Annotated in this window: 13 protein-coding genes; 8 read left to right on the plus strand and 5 right to left on the minus strand. The window is 53.5% G+C overall.

Going from position 1 to position 16,249, the window contains the following annotated elements:
* The first annotated feature begins 173 nt into the window (after nt 1-173).
* The gene (locus PYL13_RS21825) at nt 174-701 is read left to right on the plus strand and encodes a DUF992 domain-containing protein (RefSeq protein WP_250985227.1); all 528 of its coding nucleotides are present in this window, start codon (nt 174-176) and stop codon (nt 699-701) included.
* 72 nt (nt 702-773) lie between these two features.
* Here the strand turns inward: PYL13_RS21825 and PYL13_RS21830 are convergent, their stop codons facing one another.
* From PYL13_RS21830 to PYL13_RS21845, 4 genes are all read right to left on the minus strand, one after another.
* Nucleotides 774-2,144: a virulence factor family protein gene (locus PYL13_RS21830; protein WP_275642329.1), complete on the minus strand. Its 1,371-nt coding sequence runs from the start codon at nt 2,142-2,144 to the stop codon at nt 774-776.
* Nucleotides 2,141-4,741, minus strand: a complete 2,601-nt coding sequence (gene mprF / locus PYL13_RS21835) for a bifunctional lysylphosphatidylglycerol flippase/synthetase MprF (RefSeq protein WP_275642330.1) — start codon at nt 4,739-4,741, stop codon at nt 2,141-2,143. The genes PYL13_RS21830 and mprF overlap by 4 nt, the downstream gene beginning before the upstream one ends.
* A 140-nt stretch (nt 4,742-4,881) precedes the next feature.
* Nucleotides 4,882-6,315, minus strand: coding sequence for a hypothetical protein (locus PYL13_RS21840; RefSeq protein ID WP_275642331.1), 1,434 nt, complete (start codon nt 6,313-6,315; stop codon nt 4,882-4,884).
* Between the two features lie 177 nt (nt 6,316-6,492).
* A complete protein-coding gene (locus PYL13_RS21845) occupies nt 6,493-6,774 on the minus strand; it encodes a hypothetical protein (protein ID WP_275642332.1) in 282 nt (93 codons plus the stop codon).
* Between PYL13_RS21845 and PYL13_RS21850 the strand changes: the two genes are divergently transcribed.
* The 5 genes from PYL13_RS21850 (at nt 6,773) to PYL13_RS21870 (ending at nt 11,460) form a co-directional block, all read left to right on the plus strand.
* Nucleotides 6,773-8,083 carry an ABC transporter substrate-binding protein gene (locus tag PYL13_RS21850; protein WP_275642333.1) on the plus strand — a complete coding sequence of 437 codons (1,311 nt, stop codon included), beginning with the start codon at nt 6,773-6,775 and terminating at the stop codon, nt 8,081-8,083. The two genes, PYL13_RS21845 and PYL13_RS21850, sit on opposite strands and share 2 nt — an antisense overlap.
* 100 nt (nt 8,084-8,183) lie before the next feature.
* On the plus strand, nt 8,184-9,065 hold the full coding sequence (locus PYL13_RS21855; protein ID WP_275642563.1) for a branched-chain amino acid ABC transporter permease: 882 nt from the start codon (nt 8,184-8,186) through the stop codon (nt 9,063-9,065).
* Nucleotides 9,062-10,024 carry a branched-chain amino acid ABC transporter permease gene (locus tag PYL13_RS21860; RefSeq protein ID WP_275642334.1) on the plus strand — a complete coding sequence of 321 codons (963 nt, stop codon included), beginning with the start codon at nt 9,062-9,064 and terminating at the stop codon, nt 10,022-10,024. The genes PYL13_RS21855 and PYL13_RS21860 overlap by 4 nt, the downstream gene beginning before the upstream one ends.
* Nucleotides 10,021-10,758: an ABC transporter ATP-binding protein gene (locus tag PYL13_RS21865; protein ID WP_275642335.1), complete on the plus strand. Its 738-nt coding sequence runs from the start codon at nt 10,021-10,023 to the stop codon at nt 10,756-10,758. The genes PYL13_RS21860 and PYL13_RS21865 overlap by 4 nt, the downstream gene beginning before the upstream one ends.
* 3 nt (nt 10,759-10,761) lie before the next feature.
* Nucleotides 10,762-11,460 carry an ABC transporter ATP-binding protein gene (locus tag PYL13_RS21870; RefSeq protein WP_275642336.1) on the plus strand — a complete coding sequence of 233 codons (699 nt, stop codon included), beginning with the start codon at nt 10,762-10,764 and terminating at the stop codon, nt 11,458-11,460.
* Between the two features lie 20 nt (nt 11,461-11,480).
* Here the strand turns inward: PYL13_RS21870 and PYL13_RS21875 are convergent, their stop codons facing one another.
* Nucleotides 11,481-12,215 (minus strand): hypothetical protein, encoded by a 735-nt coding sequence (locus tag PYL13_RS21875; protein ID WP_275642337.1) that lies wholly within the window; start codon nt 12,213-12,215, stop codon nt 11,481-11,483.
* 388 nt (nt 12,216-12,603) lie between these two features.
* Here PYL13_RS21875 and PYL13_RS21880 point away from each other — a divergent pair, with 388 nt between their 5' ends.
* Together PYL13_RS21880 and PYL13_RS21885 are read left to right on the plus strand one after the other, a co-directional pair.
* Entirely contained in the window at nt 12,604-13,827 is a 1,224-nt protein-coding gene (locus PYL13_RS21880) for an FIST signal transduction protein (protein WP_275642338.1), read from the plus strand.
* Between the two features lie 3 nt (nt 13,828-13,830).
* Entirely contained in the window at nt 13,831-16,194 is a 2,364-nt protein-coding gene (locus tag PYL13_RS21885; RefSeq protein ID WP_275642339.1) for a putative bifunctional diguanylate cyclase/phosphodiesterase, read from the plus strand.
* Nucleotides 16,195-16,249: the final 55 nt, after the last annotated feature.

Below are 16,249 nucleotides of genomic sequence, written 5' to 3' on the forward strand. Positions count from 1 at the left end.
AATCGGCCTGACGGCTATGAAAGCAGATCTCCACAGTAAAGCCTCCTTCAAAAAGCTCTTGCATTTTTATTGTCACGATAATGTCCCGTTTACGGAACAAAACGATCCCCGTTGAATTGAAATAAAGATTGCGCAATACAATTTACCTGCTGGGGGTATACAAGGAGAAAAACATGAAAAAGACCGTTACCATGGCCCTGCTTGGTTCTGCGTTGGCTTTGGCTGGCGCGACCTCATCTTTTGCCGCTGATTTGGCGAGAGAATATCCTGCCTATCAGAACGACGACGACCGTAACGGTGTGAAGATCGGTTATCTCGATTGCTCTGTTGGCGGTGGCGTTGGCTACGTACTTGGCTCCGCAAAGGAAGTAGAGTGCACATTCCAGTCCACCGTCGGCCGCAAGGCGACGGAACAGTACACCGGCGCTATCCGTAAAATGGGTATCGACCTTGGCTTTACCGCCAAAAGCCGCATCGTCTGGGCCGTATTTGCACCCACTGCCGGTTACCACCGCGGTTCGCTGAGCGGTCTCTATCAGGGCGCGTCTGCAGAAGCCACGCTTGGCGTTGGCGTCGGCACCAACATCCTGGTTGGCGGCACCTCTGGTTCCATCCACCTTCAGACAATCAGCGTCCAGGGCCAGGTTGGCCTCAACGCAGCCGTAACCGGCACGTCGATGACACTGACATCTGTTCAGTAAGCCTGACGTGTTGTTAATCTAAACAGATTTTCTTTTGTAGACACCGTCATCCCCTAGGGGATGACGGTGTTTTCATTTGCCAAGCCGCGTTTTCAGCAGCGTTAGAACACGTTGGGCAAGTGCCTCATAGTCACCGTCAAAATGATGTCCTCCTTCGAGTGCAACCACATTGGCACCTGAACCTTCCAATGCTGGACAGGCATTTTCGTCGTCGTCCTTGCCGTAGATGCATTGCACCATGCTGGCATCCATTTTCTTGATGTAATCAACCGGATCGCCGGCAGAACCCTCGCCCTGAATACCAAGCCACCCCTCCACGGACACCTTGTAATCAGCCTGATGTGACAGTGCCATCAGTGACATCAGGGCGACACGTTTCTTGTCTTTTTCCGGCAAGAGATCGTAAAGCGCAGGCAGAATATCGGCGCCGAATGAATAACCGACCAACAGCACATGATGGACGCCCCATTGATGCCGGTAGGTTTCGAGGATCCGTGCAAGATCGTCGGTTGCTTCCTGTGGTTTACGCTCCGACCAGAAATAACGCAGCGAATCCACGCCTACCACTGGAATACCTTGCTTTTGCAGATATCCACCCATTTCCTTGTCGATATCACGCCAGCCGCCGTCACCGGAATAGATAACAGCCATCGTATCCATGCTTGGTTTGGCGTCGAGAATGGTCAGCGGCAAACCAAGCGGTTGATCCGTGTCTCCGGCCGCATCCACCCGGTCACTAAGCGCCTGCAACAGTTCATCATTCGCCTGCCCTGTCACATCCTGAATATCGATATCGGGGTGTTTGGTTTGCAAGGCTGTGGCATGGTCACGCCCTTCCTGCTTTGCAGCAGGGGAAAACAGCACAGTTACGGGCGCCGGCAGATCGCCATCTGTCAGCCCATAAATCGTGCGGTTGCCAACCTTTTCCTTGGTCGCCGGTGTGCAGAGTATCCTGTTTTCAAGAGGAATGCCTGCCAGCGGATCAACGGCGATCGCTTCGCCGATGGTCGATGCTGGGCTTTGCGCAATCATAGCCAACGCCAATGTACCGCCTTCACCAACACCGGCAAGGATAGGCAGTCGGTAGGTTTGTGCTTTGGCCTCGCGCTGGATTTCGTGCGCCAGTTCTTCAATATCTGAGATCATGTAGACGCAGTCACCTTCATCGGCACTGAGCGCCTTCATGTAGGTAGGAAAGTCTATACCAACGACGGCAGCGCCCTTTTCAACCAGGGCCTGCGCCTGTTTTTCTTCCTCGTCGCCCCATCCGTCTGCATCAGAGATCAGGAAAATGTTGGCCTGCACATCGCCATCCGGCAGCATGATATGGCCAGGGGGCAGCATGCCCAATTGATAGTTTGGTTTGTCCTGCGCCTTCACCGTATGCGGCAGAGCCATGAACGCGCAGCCAAGGGCAGCATAGATCAGACGTGATACACTCATTTCCCAACCACTCCCCTTACGCCGCCTCCAATCAGAAGCGTTACATCCATCAAGGCAAGAGCCGCGCCTGCGCCATTCGAGACGGCAAGATAACGGGGCTCCCATTTCGGGTGAAATTTGGTCTTAAAGGCACGCAGCCCTTTGAAGTTATAGAATTTTTCGCCGTGTTCGAAAAGCGTGCCACCAATCCAGTCCCAAACCGGTGCGATGTCACGTTTAGACATGCCCGACAGTGGGGCCATGCCAAGGTTGAAGGTACGATATCCTTCGCTGCGCATTTGCTCCATGATGCTGATGAACAGAAAGTCCATCGCGCCACGGGGCGCCTCCGGCAGAAACCGCATCAAATCTACGGTTGCTTCCTGTTTGGTGTCAGTCACCATGACAGTGGCAAAGGCGACAATCTTGTCATCCTTGCGCAGGACCGCTACCGGCTGCGACAGCACATATTCATCCGAAAACGATCCGAGCGAAAATGTCTTTTCACGGGTGTTATGATGGGCAAGCCAGGCATCTGAAATGTCCCGCAAATTGCCAAGGACAGACTTTGCCTCATCCGGTGTCAGCAGGCTGAATGCCAGTCCATCACGCGTGCCACGGTTCAGCGCCTGGCGCAGGCCCGAAAGCCGACTGCCCTTTAAGTCGAAGGTCTCAAGGTCGACAATTGCGAGTTCGCCCAGTTTGAACGCACGAAGACCAGCATCCGCGCAATAAGAAAGCAGTTTCGGCGACACCTGATAGAAGGCGGCGCGTCCGCCCGCCGCTCGCGCCGTCTCGACAAACTGCCAAACCAGCTCCGACATTTCGGATTCTTCACCGATTGGGTCCGTCAGTCCAATCCAGGAGCGCCCCTGAATGCCATACATGATGAAGGCATTGCCATCTTGCGAAAACATGATGTGCTTGTCGGCCATCCGCACCAGATTGGCATCGGCCATATCCTGTTTTTTAGCAATGGCGATGGCCTTTTCGAGATCGGCGCCCCCCATTTCATCGGGTCTATAGGTGACGGGCCGCAACAGGCTGAAAATTGCCAGGGCACTTGATGCCAGAACCAGCCCCAGCAGAGCACGCAGGCTGCGCGGCGCTTCCTCGGAAAATTCGAATTCCCACCAGAGAGAGTGGCTATATTGCGTATCGCGGTAAACGAAGAACAGGATGGTCGCGGCGCCGGCAATGATGATTGCTATTGCCGATAACCAGGCTGGCCCCATTCTCATTCGCAGCAATGAGGCGTGGCGGGTAAATTCGCCCGCACTCAGCAACATGACCGCAATAAACACGCCGAGGAACATGGCCTCGAATACGGCGACAGCTTTCAGCAACGATAGGACAAGTGCCGCAGATGCTGCAATAATTCCAACCCACCAAGCACCATCCAGCCGTTGGCCAATACCGCGTGACGCAACGACCAGTCCAAGTCCGAGAATGCTCGAAAGGAAATGCGCGGCCTCAACAATCGGCAGCGGCAGAATGCTCGATAGAAAATCGAGATTATCGTCAGGTGTTGGCGTAACGCTCGAAAAAATCAGCATGGCGCCAACGATAAGCGCCAGTGTCGAGAGCAACGACGGCGCAAGCCGGACCGTTATCTGTCCTATATCGGCAAATAGTGGCCTCGCTGCAAGCTGGCGGATTTCACTCGCCACCAACAAGACAGTTGCCAGCATAAGCGGCAGCACATGATAGATGATGCGATAAAGCACAAGGCTGCCAAGAAGCGTGTCGATATCAATGGCATTGCCGAGCCCGGCAATCATCACCGTTTCAAAAACGCCAAGTCCAGCCGGCACATGGCTTAGAACGCCGAGACCAACTGCCGTCGCGAAGATCGCAAAAAACGATGGCCATCCAACATGGGTGTCAGGCAACAGCACATAAAGTGCCGTGGCCGTTGCAGCGATATCGAGTGCCGAGACCAGAAACTGGCGAGACGCCGTACGTGTATCCGGCAAACGCAGTCGCAGCCAGCCAATGCTGACGGTGCGCTCACCGCGGGCCACAACAAACAATGCGACCATGATACCAACGACAACAACTGCGCCAATCCGCAACCAGAGTGGATCCAGCCCAACAATCGAGGCTACGCGTGGTGCGACCATCAGCAACGAAAGCGCTGTTACAGCAAGAAGGCCAAACCCGAAGGACAGCGTCACAAACGCAATAATGCGGCCAATTTCACCGGGGTTCAGTCCGAGGCGAGAATAAGCACGAAACCGGATCGCGCCGCCGCTCAGCGCACCAAAACCGGCAGTATTGCCAATAGCATAGGCGCTGAACGCGGTAATCGCGACGGTTGGCAATGGCAGTTTTTTGCCGATGTAATCGATAGCGTTTACATCATAACAAATCAGCGCAACAAAACTTAAACCCGTAAACACGATCGCCAGCAAGATCGAGGTCCAACTGGTGCTGAGCAACGCGGTCTCGACTTCGTCGTAACGAACTTCGGAGGTTAGGTGGTAGATAGCGAAGGCCGTCAGTGCGAAAACCGCAATGATGGCAAGTGACGTCAGATAGGGCTTAAAACGAATGAGAAACGCCCAGATCGCCGAGGACGCGGGCTGTTGTTCAGGCACTTGTTCTTGTGCAGGCATGGAACACCGAATTGCTGTTCATTTACATTGAAGATAGCAGGAAATGTCACGCCGAAAAGCTCGGTGGATGTGCTGCAATGCGCATTAATAAAGGCGGAATAACGGCGCTATTTTTCACTCCGTTTTATATGCCCGCATGATCAACCAACCGAAGGCGTGGACAACAACCAAAGCCCGAAGACGGTATAAAACACCATGAGAGCCGCCAGCACAAGTTGCGAGACCACAGCTCTCTTCGCCTCACCGAAATGACGCAAGGCAATTGCGTGCGCCAGAACAATGCCAATCACATGGCCTGCCACGATAATGCCGGTCTGTGTCAGCCAGATAATTCTTACATCATCGATGTTGAGCAGGAATGATGTCGTCACATGCCAGTGCGCCATGCCAAACAGGTTCCAACCCAGTGCAAACGGGTCGGACATCATGATCAAGAGATACTGCCCATTGACGAGGAGAAGCGTCAAATAATGCGCCGCATGAAATGCAATCGAAATGGGAATGATGGAATAAACGAGTTTCCCGGAGAGACCCATCCATCCGGTTATATCTCTTTCTCCCGCAAGCCACGCACCCGCGATCACGGCTTTATAAAACAGCACGACAAGAATAATAGGCGAGGCAAGCAGACCTAACGTATTGGCAAACATCACGCCACTTCGACCGGGAAACTCCAATGGATTTACGCCGATGAAACCAAGCCAGGTGAACGTCTCGGAAAAACCGTCAAATGACGCGGTCGCCAATGTCAGCAGAATAAAGATAACACCACTTGGTGGTAGAGCATCAGCAACAAGAGAACGGTCGCCCGGCCATCTCAATACAAACATCTTGCCGCTTTCCGATTGCGACACCCCAATGGGCGACAACATACCGATCATGCGAAAGAACACTGAAAAGGGCTCACCTCTCGACAGCCATGCCTTTTCGCCAAAGATCAAGATGCCAGTGAAACTTACCAACCAATAGACAATAACAGCGGTAGAAAGCCGAGGCGGATCATCTGGTGCGAGCGAGACAAGCTCAAACCATGCGAAAGCTGAAAACTGCAAAATTGCCGGCAGGAAACCGACAGAAACCGGTAAATTCACATGTGAGGCTTTAGCTAGCCTCGGCCCAACAAGCTTGCGAAGCAGGGAAACTGGACCGTTCCACGGATTAAGCCACGGCCAAAGACTGCCTGTGACCACCTGTAACAGCGTAAAACCAACCCACCAGCCGGTCCAGATCAGCAAGGGCAGCGGATTGCTTAGTGGATCGGAAGGCGCAACAAAACCCGCGACAACACACAGCAGCAGCAGCAGAAAAGACAGACAACTGAACGGGGTCTTCGGCACCGCGAAATATGGAGCGATTTTTATGCTGGCGCCTTTGGCAAACCAGGCGCTCGGCGCAAATGCCAGCAAAAGAAATGAAAACAACACCGCCAGCGCACCGCCGGTGACATAAAATCCTGTGGGCAACAACATGACCAGGCCGCGCTCTGCGCCATGTGCACTGGCGTCACCTGCCATCATCACAAGAAACGCCACGGCAGCGAGTTGCTTCAGGTGGACGCTACCGCAATGTCTCACCACCCTCTCCTCCTCCAAAACCCGCCCGTTTCCGCTCCGTTGAGTCGGTTCATCTCACGCAGGCACGATGTTTCGCAAGCTGCATTTGATCGCGAAAAGGCCGACAAAACTCCAATAACTGGAATAAATTTCAGCAAACAACCTTTAAGCGTTAAAACAGTTTGTGCTTCAAACGTTTCAGGTGAAGAAAATACGACATTTGGTGGTCTTTAAGCGCCAAAAATCAAATGCTCTGTTTACGACGGCTAAAGCTGTTGTCATAAGATTGGTCAAACCAGTTGCCTTACCTGCCGCCACGGTCCGACAGAGGAGAATTGTCGCCGTTTCGTATGCCAGTGAGTATGCCTGTACGCTTGAAAGCGGCAAATTCAAACAATGATCATGAGCCGCAATGTGCTGCCAGAACGGCTGCATTGCCGGGATAATCTTTACGCCATTTGCATGAGAGGGGAGTTTCATGTCCGACAAGATCATTAAGCCCGAGAATGCCATTATTACCCGCCGCTCTACCCTGTTGGGAATGGGCGCCGTTGTCGGAACAGGCCTTGCAGCGACTGCAGCACCGGGCTTCGTGCGCTACTCACAGGCGCAAACTTCGGAACCGATCAAGATCGGCATGCAGCTCCACCGCACCGGCATCGGCGCATCCTACGGTCGCTGGTATGAGCGTGTGGCAAAGGCCGCTGCCAAAATCATCAACGACGAAGGCGGCATTAACGGACGCCCGTTGGAAATTATCATTGAAGACGATGGTACCGACGCCAAACGCGGTGCAGAAGTGGTCGAAAAATTCGCAACCCAGCACAAGGTCGATGCGATCTACGGCACGCTTTTCTCGCATGTCGTTATCGGATCCGCGCCGCGTGCTGGCGAGTTGAAAATGCCATACATCGTGGTCTCAGAGGGCTACCATGTCGCGTCCGGCAATCTGAACCGTTATTGTTTCCAGCCGTGCATTACCGATGTTCGCAGCCAGGTCACGGCCATGGCGCCGTGGGTTTCGCAAAACCTCGGCAAAAAAGCGACGATGATTTTCCCGGATTATGCCTTCGGCCATGATCACCGCGACTATTTCTCGGCAGCCATGAAAGCGCAGGGTGGCGAGATTGTCGAAATGATCGCTATTCCGCCAACTGAGACATCCTTCACCCGATATCTGCCGCGTATTCCCTCGGACACCGAAGTTCTCTACCACGTCATGGTCGGCCCATCGGTCCTGACCTTCGTGACCGAACTCGGTCAATTCTACGGCTCACAACGCCCGGAGATTTTCGGGTTTATCGACAGCCTCGAAGCCGTTGATCTGGCCACGCCACAACTTTCCTATCTCGACGGAACCTATTTCTGGGAAGGCATGCCGCGTTATGCCCAGAAGGATCAGAGCGAATGGGACAAATTTTACCGTAATGCCATTGGCATTGATGACAACGGCGCCAGCACGGCCGATGCGAAAGACATCTCCACCTACGCCCATATGTTTGGATGCTGGGAAACACTGTTCGTCATCAAGAAAGCCATGGAAAAGGCCGGATATCGCGGACCGCAAGACAAGGCTGCCTTTATCGAAGCCATGGAATCCTTCGAAAAATTTGATGAGGGCCGTGATCACCCGCAGGGCGACAAGCTTTTTAATGGCAAGAACCACCAATGTTACGGCCACCAGTACATATCGAAGGTCGAAAACGGCAAACTGAATGTAGTCCACAAGACCTCAATTGAGGATGGCGCCTATGAAGTTACCGCCGACTACACTAAAATGCCGCTCTGATCCGTGAATTACCTCACATCGAGTTAATTTAACTTTATGCAAATTCATTCAATGCGTTAACGAGCATTGAATGAATTTTGTTTTGGCGCAGGAGCTTGTTTTGGCATTCGGTCCATTTCTGTTACTGGCAACACTGGAAGGTTTGCTGCAAGCGGCAGTCCTGACGCTGACTGCGCTTGGTCTTTCGCTGGTTTTCGGGGTGATGCGGGTGGTGAATGTCGCCCATGGTGAGTTCTTCATGCTCGGTGCTGTCATCGCATGGTGGGTGACGTCCATGCTCGGCCTTCCGCCTGCGCTTGGTTTCGTTGCCGCATTGCTCATCAGCCCCCTCGCCGTCGGCGCCATTGCATATGCAGGTGAAAGGCTCGTGTTGCGACACCTCTCCTACAATCCCGAGGCAACAATCGTCGCGACGATTGGCATGCTCTACATTATCCAGCAAACAGTCCTTTTGACCTACGGCCCGGATGCTCGTCCGGTAACGGCACCCTTCTACTATCGACTGCAACTGCCATGGTTTGGTTATTCGGCATATAACCTCTTCGTTATTGCCGCTGCAATCATCGTCCTGGCCATCACATGGTTCGTGCTCACCAAAACCAAAATTGGGCTGATCATGCGCGCAGCACAATTTGACAGTGAAACCGCACAGGCCTTCGGCATTCCAATCGGCAAAGTCTACGGCCTGGTCTTCGCAGCCGGTGCGATGCTGGCCGCGATCGCTGCTGTCTTGATCGTACCCATCCGACAAGCCCACTATTTGATGGGGCTTGATCCCCTGCTGCTGTCCTTCATCGTGGTCATCATCGGCGGACTTGGCAGCATTCGTGGCACCGTGGTTGCAGCCTTGGTGATTGGCTTAAGTGACGGCATTATTTCTATGTTCTTTTCGCCAACACTCGCCAAGATGTTGTCGACGCTGCTTGTTGCACTGGTGTTGGTGTTCAAGCCGGAAGGGCTTTTCGGGGCAAAGACACGATGAACACCGCGCCATCCTTAAAAGTCCTGCTGCTCCATATTGCTGTCATCGCTATCTTCTTCGGCCTGCAGTTTGTTCTGCCGGAGTATCATCACCTTGCCATGACGCGCGTTATGGTGCTGGCCATTTTCGCCATGGGGTACAATCTTCTTTTTGGTTACACAGGACTTCTCAGCCTCGGCCACGCCCTGTTTTTTGCCAGCGGCCTTTATGGCGCGGGTCTTGCAGCCTACCATCTGGAATGGAGCGTGCCAGCCGCCTTCCTGTGCGGCATCCTGGCAGGATTTGTTATGTCTCTGTTCATTGGCCTGATCTCGCTGCGTACAACCGGTGTGGCGTTCATGATTGTGACCATGATGTTTGCGCAGGTTGCCTATCTGGCCAGCTTGTATTTTTCGCAATGGACACGTGGTGAGGAAGGGCTGGTTTTACCGCAATCGGCACGCAGCTTCGACCTCGCCGGAGTGACCTTTGATCTGACCGATGCCGCGACCCGCTATAATCTTGCGTTCGTCTTGATGACTGTGGCGCTTTTGATCTGCTTTATTATTGTGCGCAGCCCGCTGGGCCGCGCAATGATCGCCGTGCGCGAAAACGAACCCCGGACGCTGATGCTTGGATATGACACATTCCGGCTGAAGCTTGTGGCACTGATAGTGTCGGGCTCGCTGTCGGCGATGGCTGGGGCGACCTATGCACTGCTCTTTGCCTATATCGGTTCGTCTTTTGCATCGATACAATATTCCATCGAGGCGTTGTTGTTCACCCTGCTGGGTGGGGCCGGCACCGTACTTGGGCCATTGCTGGGCACCGTTTCGATGTTTTACATGATCGATATCGCCAGCAATTACACGCCGGCTTACATGCTGGTGACTGGCATCATGCTTGTCTTTCTTATCCTGTTTTTCCCTCGGGGCATTTTGGGAAGCATCCGTGAGAGGTGGTTGAAGTGGCTGCCATGACGTTGCTTTCAACACAAAACCTGACCCGTCGCTTCGGTGGCTTGACCGCGGTCAACGCTGTGGATTTTGAGATCACGCCAGGTGAAATCCATGCACTGATCGGCCCTAATGGGGCGGGCAAGACGACCTTCGTATCCCTTCTGTCAGGGCGACTTGCCCCGTCTTCCGGACATGTCGTATTTTCCGGAAAAGACATTACTGCAATGCCTGCATTCGAGCGAGTAAAGCAGGGAATTGCCTACACATTCCAGATTACCAGCATCTATCCAAATCTGAGTGTCTACGACAATGTCGCGCTTGCCGCTCAAACTGCGCAGCGGAGGAACACCGGGCTGTTCAGCCGAATAGATACCAATCTGCTTTCGACTGATGTTCACGCCGTACTCGAACAGGTTGGCCTTGCACAATACGCCAATGAGACGGCAGGCGCCTTGGCTTACGGTCACCAGCGACTGCTGGAAGTCGCGATGGGACTAGCCTTGCAGCCGAAGCTTCTGATCCTTGATGAACCGACACAGGGGCTTTCAGACCCGGAAATTGCCAATTTCTGCGGGTTGGTCAAAGCCATTTCAGGTCAGATCACCACATTATTGATAGAGCACAATATGGATGTGGTCATGCAACTGGCTGACAGAATTACCGTATTGAACCACGGGCAGGTGCTGGCGACAGGAACACCGGGCGACATTCGCGACAATAGCGCAGTACAAACCGCCTATCTTGGAGGACATTGACCCGTGCTGAAGCTTGAGGATCTCAATGTCTACCACGGCAGCAGCCGCACATTAAAAAGCGTGTCCCTGTCACTTGCCAGCGGCGAAGTCCTCTGCCTATTCGGCCGAAATGGGGCCGGTAAAACAACAACCCTGAAAGCCATTATGGGCCTGTTACCGGCTCGTTCCGGCCGGGTGACGTTGGATGATGTGGAACTGACGGGACGGGCAGCGCATGAGGTGCCGAAATGCGGCATTGGTTATGTTCCGCAGGGCAGACGTCTGTTCGCAGAACTGACGGTGGAAGAAAATCTCGAAATTGGCCTGATGGCACGCGGAACGGATCGCGAAATTCTGACCGAAGTATTTCGGTTGTTCCCCATCTTGAAAGAACGGCTGCCACAGGTTTCAGGTACGCTATCGGGTGGAGAACAGCAGATGCTGGCCATGGCCCGTGCCTTGTGCCTCGATCCATCGGTTGTCTTGCTGGACGAACCAACGGAAGGCCTGATGCCTTCAATGATTGCCACCATTCGCGATGTCATCCTCGAACTCAAAAATAACGGCAAAGCCGTGCTGCTTGTGGAGCAACGAATAGAGGCGGTGCTGGCGGTGGCTGACCGTGTCTGCTTTATTGAGAATGGTACGGTTAAGGCAACCATGCCAACGGATGAGCTTCGTGCCGACCCGGCCTTGTTCAGACAATATGCCGGCATCGTGTAACCACGACACCGGCGAGACTATCACGCAACCTCGATAATGAAGGTTTTGCCGTCGAGCAGAATTTCAAGTCGTGCCGGCTCAGCGATTTTGACAGCACCACACAGAGTACCTGTGGTGATAACCTGACCCTTGCGCAGAAAACCGAGTGGCGATGGCGTACTGTTGGCGTAAGCGATCACACCCGCAACTGGATCGATATCCTGGTGATTTGAAGGCGCATCATAAAGCGTTGCGCCATTGCCCAGAACCTTCAGTGGAGAATCGAATGCCGGATCTTCCAATATGGCGCGCGACAGTTCCGGTCCGACTGCGTAAGAAATATTGCTGAGGCTGTCGGCAAGGCCAAGCGCGAAGATACCACCTGCACCACCCTCGTAACGGCTGCGGACAAACTCCGCACCAATCGAAACAGTACCGATTGCCGCGACAACCTCTTCGCGTGTCCAAGGCTCACCGCGCGGCGGCAGATCGCTCTGTAGCGTGAAAGCCAGTTCCACTTCCAGTACGATGCCATCGACATACTGATATCTGTCATCACGAATGACCGAAAACAGCGGAGCGCTATAGGTGCCGTCTGTCCGCTTCGACAGTTTTAAGCCTTCAAGCGGACGGCCGGAGCGCTCAAGCACCTCCGCCTGTACCTTATACGCCGCTTCAACATCCAGCGGAGCAACGGCGTTGCGGTCCAATGCCTTGCCGTTAGACATAGCGTCAAAAAGAGCGCCAGCCAGCGAAGAATTATCAATAGTGGTCATCGGGTTATGTCCTGAACTGTAACATCATCAAACAAGGGAAACGCCGCGAAATATCAACACGTCAAAACAGCTTTATGGCGCGCGTTATTGGCAATTGAAGTCCTCCCAATCCTTTGCCTACCTTAAAGTCAATCATTGATAACACAACACATCGTTTCCACTCTTCACGCCTGCCAACGCCCCGGTCGCTCACCCTGGGTTTGTGCAACTGGACATAAAATAGAAACAGATACTTAAGCCTAATCTCAAGTTGGCTAAAATTACACCCGGCGTTTACTTTAGCAAAATACGATGGATGGCGTTGTGAGTGGCACTTCGCCCATGAACGGCAACACCCGCTGAATGAATTGGCGACACAGTATTTAAATTGCGCTTGCGGGAGAGCGACATGGATAAAGTCAAGAGCTACACAGCCAATGACCACGATACGATAGCCGCCTTGGCGTTATTAGCCGAGCAGTTGCAAAACTCCGACAACGGAAACGGTCTGGTGTTCACCTTTTACGGATGTGATCACAATGGCATTCTCATTGACGCTTTTTTACAAGAAAATTTCTCTGGCAAAGCGATCATAGGCGGCAGCTCATCGGGCGGACTGATGACCGAAAATGGGTTCTGGGACAAGGATACGGTCGGTTTGCTTGTCCTGGAGGATAAGGCTGGCGAATACGGGGTCGCAGACGGCGTATTCGACGACAACCCGGAAAAGCTTGCGGAAAAAGTTCTCATGCAGGCGCTGGATAGTTGTAACTGCACCGGCCAACTGCCCGAACTGATCTGGCTTTATCAGACGCCCGGTCACGAGGAAGCAGTCATGCGCGGTTTGCGTAATATCGTCGGTGACCATTGCCCCATCATGGGTGGAACGGCGGCAGATAATGATGTCAGCGGTCAATGGCACCTTCTGGGCCCAAGCGGCGCATTATCGAATGGCTTGGTCATCGCGGTGATGTTTCCATCCTCCCCAATCGGCTTTGCATTTCAGGGCGGTTACGAACCGTCCGGTCCACAAGGCACGGTAACCGGCATTGGCTACCATCGCGCTGGAGAAAGCGGTGTTGTCACCGACGGCGCGGGACGTGATGTCCTGACAATCGATGGTGCGCCCGCGGCCGAGGTTTACAACCGGTGGGCCAACAATGCCATAGCGTCCAAGCTCGACGGCGGCTCCATTCTGGCAGAAACGACAATGTACCCCATCGCCATCAATACCGGCGACATCGATGGCGTGGGTCAGTATCTGTTGATCCATCCGGAATCTGTTTCACCGCAGGGTGGTTTGCGCACCTTCCGGGAGCTGGAAACCGGCATGCGCATTCATGCCATGCGTGGCGACAGACAACAGCTCGTGGCACGTGCAGGACGCGTGGCCGACCATGCGAAACGTAACCTTGAGCTGGAGCATAAGACCATTTCCGGAGCCATCATGATCTATTGCGGTGGCTGCAAACTGGCGGTTGGCGACGATATTAGCGAAGTTGCACGTACAGTTGGTCTTACGCTCGGCGGCACGCCTTTTATTGGCTGCTTCACCTTTGGCGAACAGGGCTATTTGCTTGACAAAAACGTACACGGAAACCTGATGATTTCAGCCGTGGTCTTCGGAAAATAAGCGATGCTTCCAACGCGCCCTTTTTTTCCTCGCTTTTCCGGCTTGCAAGAGAGCAACGAGACCTTACGCGAAGCCCTGCTCTCTCTGCATCAGGATCACGACACGCTGCGCCAATCCAGCATTCACCTGCAACAACTGCTAGATGCTCTGGAAACACTGCTGGGCATTGAGGAAGATAGCGATCCATTCTCTGTGGTGTTTGCATCGCTACGAAAAGTGTTCTCCTTCTCACATGTGCTGATGCTGGCAGAAGTCGAAGACAGTGATCATAAGAGACTGGACTGCATTATCTCGGAGCGGTCAGAACTTCTGAACTCCCAGTGGCCGGTCGGCGCGCTCTTTGCAAAAATCATGTCGGGCAAGGTTGTTACGACCTTCTCCAGCAAGGGCATTTCGGAGTGGGATGGTGCCGAGACGCATGGACTTTCACGCGAAAGCCCAGTGCTTTACGTGCCTGTGCGCGTGCGCGACAGGCGCGGTATTTTGCTGCTGATCCGTGAAGCCAGATCGGAAGGTTTTAGCCGTGACGAAATCGCACTGGCCAAGCGTTTTTCCGTCGTTGTGTCCCACGCTCTCGCAACACGATACGCCAGCCAGAATGCTGCTGAAGGGAGGCGTTTGCGCGAAATGGGAGAGCAGTTGCGCAAAAGCGAACAGATGGCGCAACGCAACTCCAATCTTCTAAAGGAGATTGTGGATGCCCTGCCGGTCGGCGTTCTGGTACAGCACGCGAGTGGTGAACCACTGGTCATCAACGAATTCGCCGAAAAAACCTTTGGCAAACATGCGACGCAACTGCCGTCAGCCATTCACCCTGCAAAGGGCATGGGATCTGGACTTTCACCAATCCATAGTCTGACAGGCAGCTTGGAACAGGATTTCAATCAGTCATTTGAATATGAGACCGTCATTGATGGTGAAAAACGTGTGATGCTCGTGAGTTCATCACACGCTCACATCTTTGATGAAAGTTTGCAGATCACCACGTCGATGGACATCACCGGGAGAAAGCGCTCGGAAGACGAGCTGCATCACCGCGCCTATCATGACCAATTGACCGACCTGCCCAACCGTTCTCTGATGAAACAAACGGTTGAGTGGAAACTCTTGACCATAAAAGAGGGCGAACAGTTTGCCCTCGCCTTCATCGACATCGACAACTTCAAGCAGGTCAACGACTTTTACAGCCACGCTTTGGGCGATCAGTTGCTGCTGGCCATTACCCGCCGTATTCAGGATATAATTGGCGAACGCGACATGCTTTCGCGCATCAGTGGCGATGAGTTCCTGCTGCTTATCGGCGATGTGACCTCAGAAGCTGGTGTCACCAAGATCGTTGATGCCATTGTCGATGAATTGCGTAGGCCGTTCATGCTGGAAGGCCAGGAGGTGTTTTCTTCCGCCTCAATCGGCGTCAGCATCTATCCCTTGCACGGCAATGATTATGAGACCCTTCGGCGCAGCGCCGACAACGCGATGTATCGCGCCAAGAGCGCGCATAAGGGTAGTGCCGCCTATTTTGATGACACGATGCGTGACGCGCTGACAGCGCGTATGGAAACCGAACAGAAGCTGCGCGCTGCGATCCGTGACCGTCATTTCAAGGCCGCCTATCAACCAAAGACCGATATTGAAACCGGCAGGATCGAAGGTTTCGAAGCACTCGTGCGCTGGGTAGAACCTAATGGTACCATTCATATGCCGGGCAATTTTATCGGCATTGCAGGCGAACTGGGCCTGATTGGCGAAATTACCCATTTCATGTTGGATGAGATTACCCGCGACCTTCCCGCCATGAAGCAAAAGTTTGGCGACAACATCACACTCAGCCTCAACGTTGCCGCCCGCCAGGCCAACTCGCCTGATTTCATGCGGCTTCTTCTACAGAGAATTGAAGCTGCCGGAGTCGGTCAAAACCTCATCGTGGAACTGACTGAGGAGGCGCTTGTTTCAGCGCGTTTCTTCCAGAATGACATTTTGCCAAGCCTGCGCCAGCTGGGCGTTCGGATTTCAATTGATGACTTCGGAACCGGTTTCTCATCGCTTTCCATTCTCGCCGACATTGATGCCGATGAATTGAAGGTGGATCGCGCTTTCATCATGTCCATTCATGAACGTCCCCGCAGCCAGGACATTCTGAAAGCTATCGAATCCGTTTGCGCGGCACTCGGCATCGGCATGGTGGCAGAAGGTGTCGAACTGCGCGAAGAGCTGGATTATCTGGCCAAAAACACCAAAATCCGGCTGGTTCAGGGGTACTTCTTCGGCAAACCGGCTTTTCCGGAAACATTCCTGAGCGGCAGCGCTCTATCGAATTTTTTTGAAACGGAAACGCCCGTCAATGATCGGCAAAAAACCTCGAATTAGTTTTCTGATCGGTCCGAAATACACAAAACCGGAAGCGAAAATTCGCCACCGGTTT

Source organism: Agrobacterium sp. Azo12 (genome assembly GCF_029193765.2).
In the GTDB taxonomy this organism is placed as follows: domain Bacteria; phylum Pseudomonadota; class Alphaproteobacteria; order Rhizobiales; family Rhizobiaceae; genus Agrobacterium.

What these genes read in the sequence shown, in the direction of transcription:
- PYL13_RS21845 (WP_275642332.1), bottom strand. Translation starts at nt 6,774, where the DNA reads ATGAAACTCCCCTCTCATGCAAATGGCGTAAAGATTATCCCGGCAATG.
- PYL13_RS21850 (WP_275642333.1), top strand. Translation starts at nt 6,773, where the DNA reads ATGTCCGACAAGATCATTAAGCCCGAGAATGCCATTATTACCCGCCGC.
- PYL13_RS21830 (WP_275642329.1), bottom strand. Translation starts at nt 2,144, where the DNA reads ATGAGTGTATCACGTCTGATCTATGCTGCCCTTGGCTGCGCGTTCATG.
- PYL13_RS21875 (WP_275642337.1), bottom strand. Translation starts at nt 12,215, where the DNA reads ATGACCACTATTGATAATTCTTCGCTGGCTGGCGCTCTTTTTGACGCT.
- PYL13_RS21880 (WP_275642338.1), top strand. Translation starts at nt 12,604, where the DNA reads ATGGATAAAGTCAAGAGCTACACAGCCAATGACCACGATACGATAGCC.
- PYL13_RS21860 (WP_275642334.1), top strand. Translation starts at nt 9,062, where the DNA reads ATGAACACCGCGCCATCCTTAAAAGTCCTGCTGCTCCATATTGCTGTC.
- PYL13_RS21865 (WP_275642335.1), top strand. Translation starts at nt 10,021, where the DNA reads ATGACGTTGCTTTCAACACAAAACCTGACCCGTCGCTTCGGTGGCTTG.
- mprF (WP_275642330.1), bottom strand. Translation starts at nt 4,741, where the DNA reads ATGCCTGCACAAGAACAAGTGCCTGAACAACAGCCCGCGTCCTCGGCG.
- PYL13_RS21885 (WP_275642339.1), top strand. Translation starts at nt 13,831, where the DNA reads ATGCTTCCAACGCGCCCTTTTTTTCCTCGCTTTTCCGGCTTGCAAGAG.
- PYL13_RS21825 (WP_250985227.1), top strand. Translation starts at nt 174, where the DNA reads ATGAAAAAGACCGTTACCATGGCCCTGCTTGGTTCTGCGTTGGCTTTG.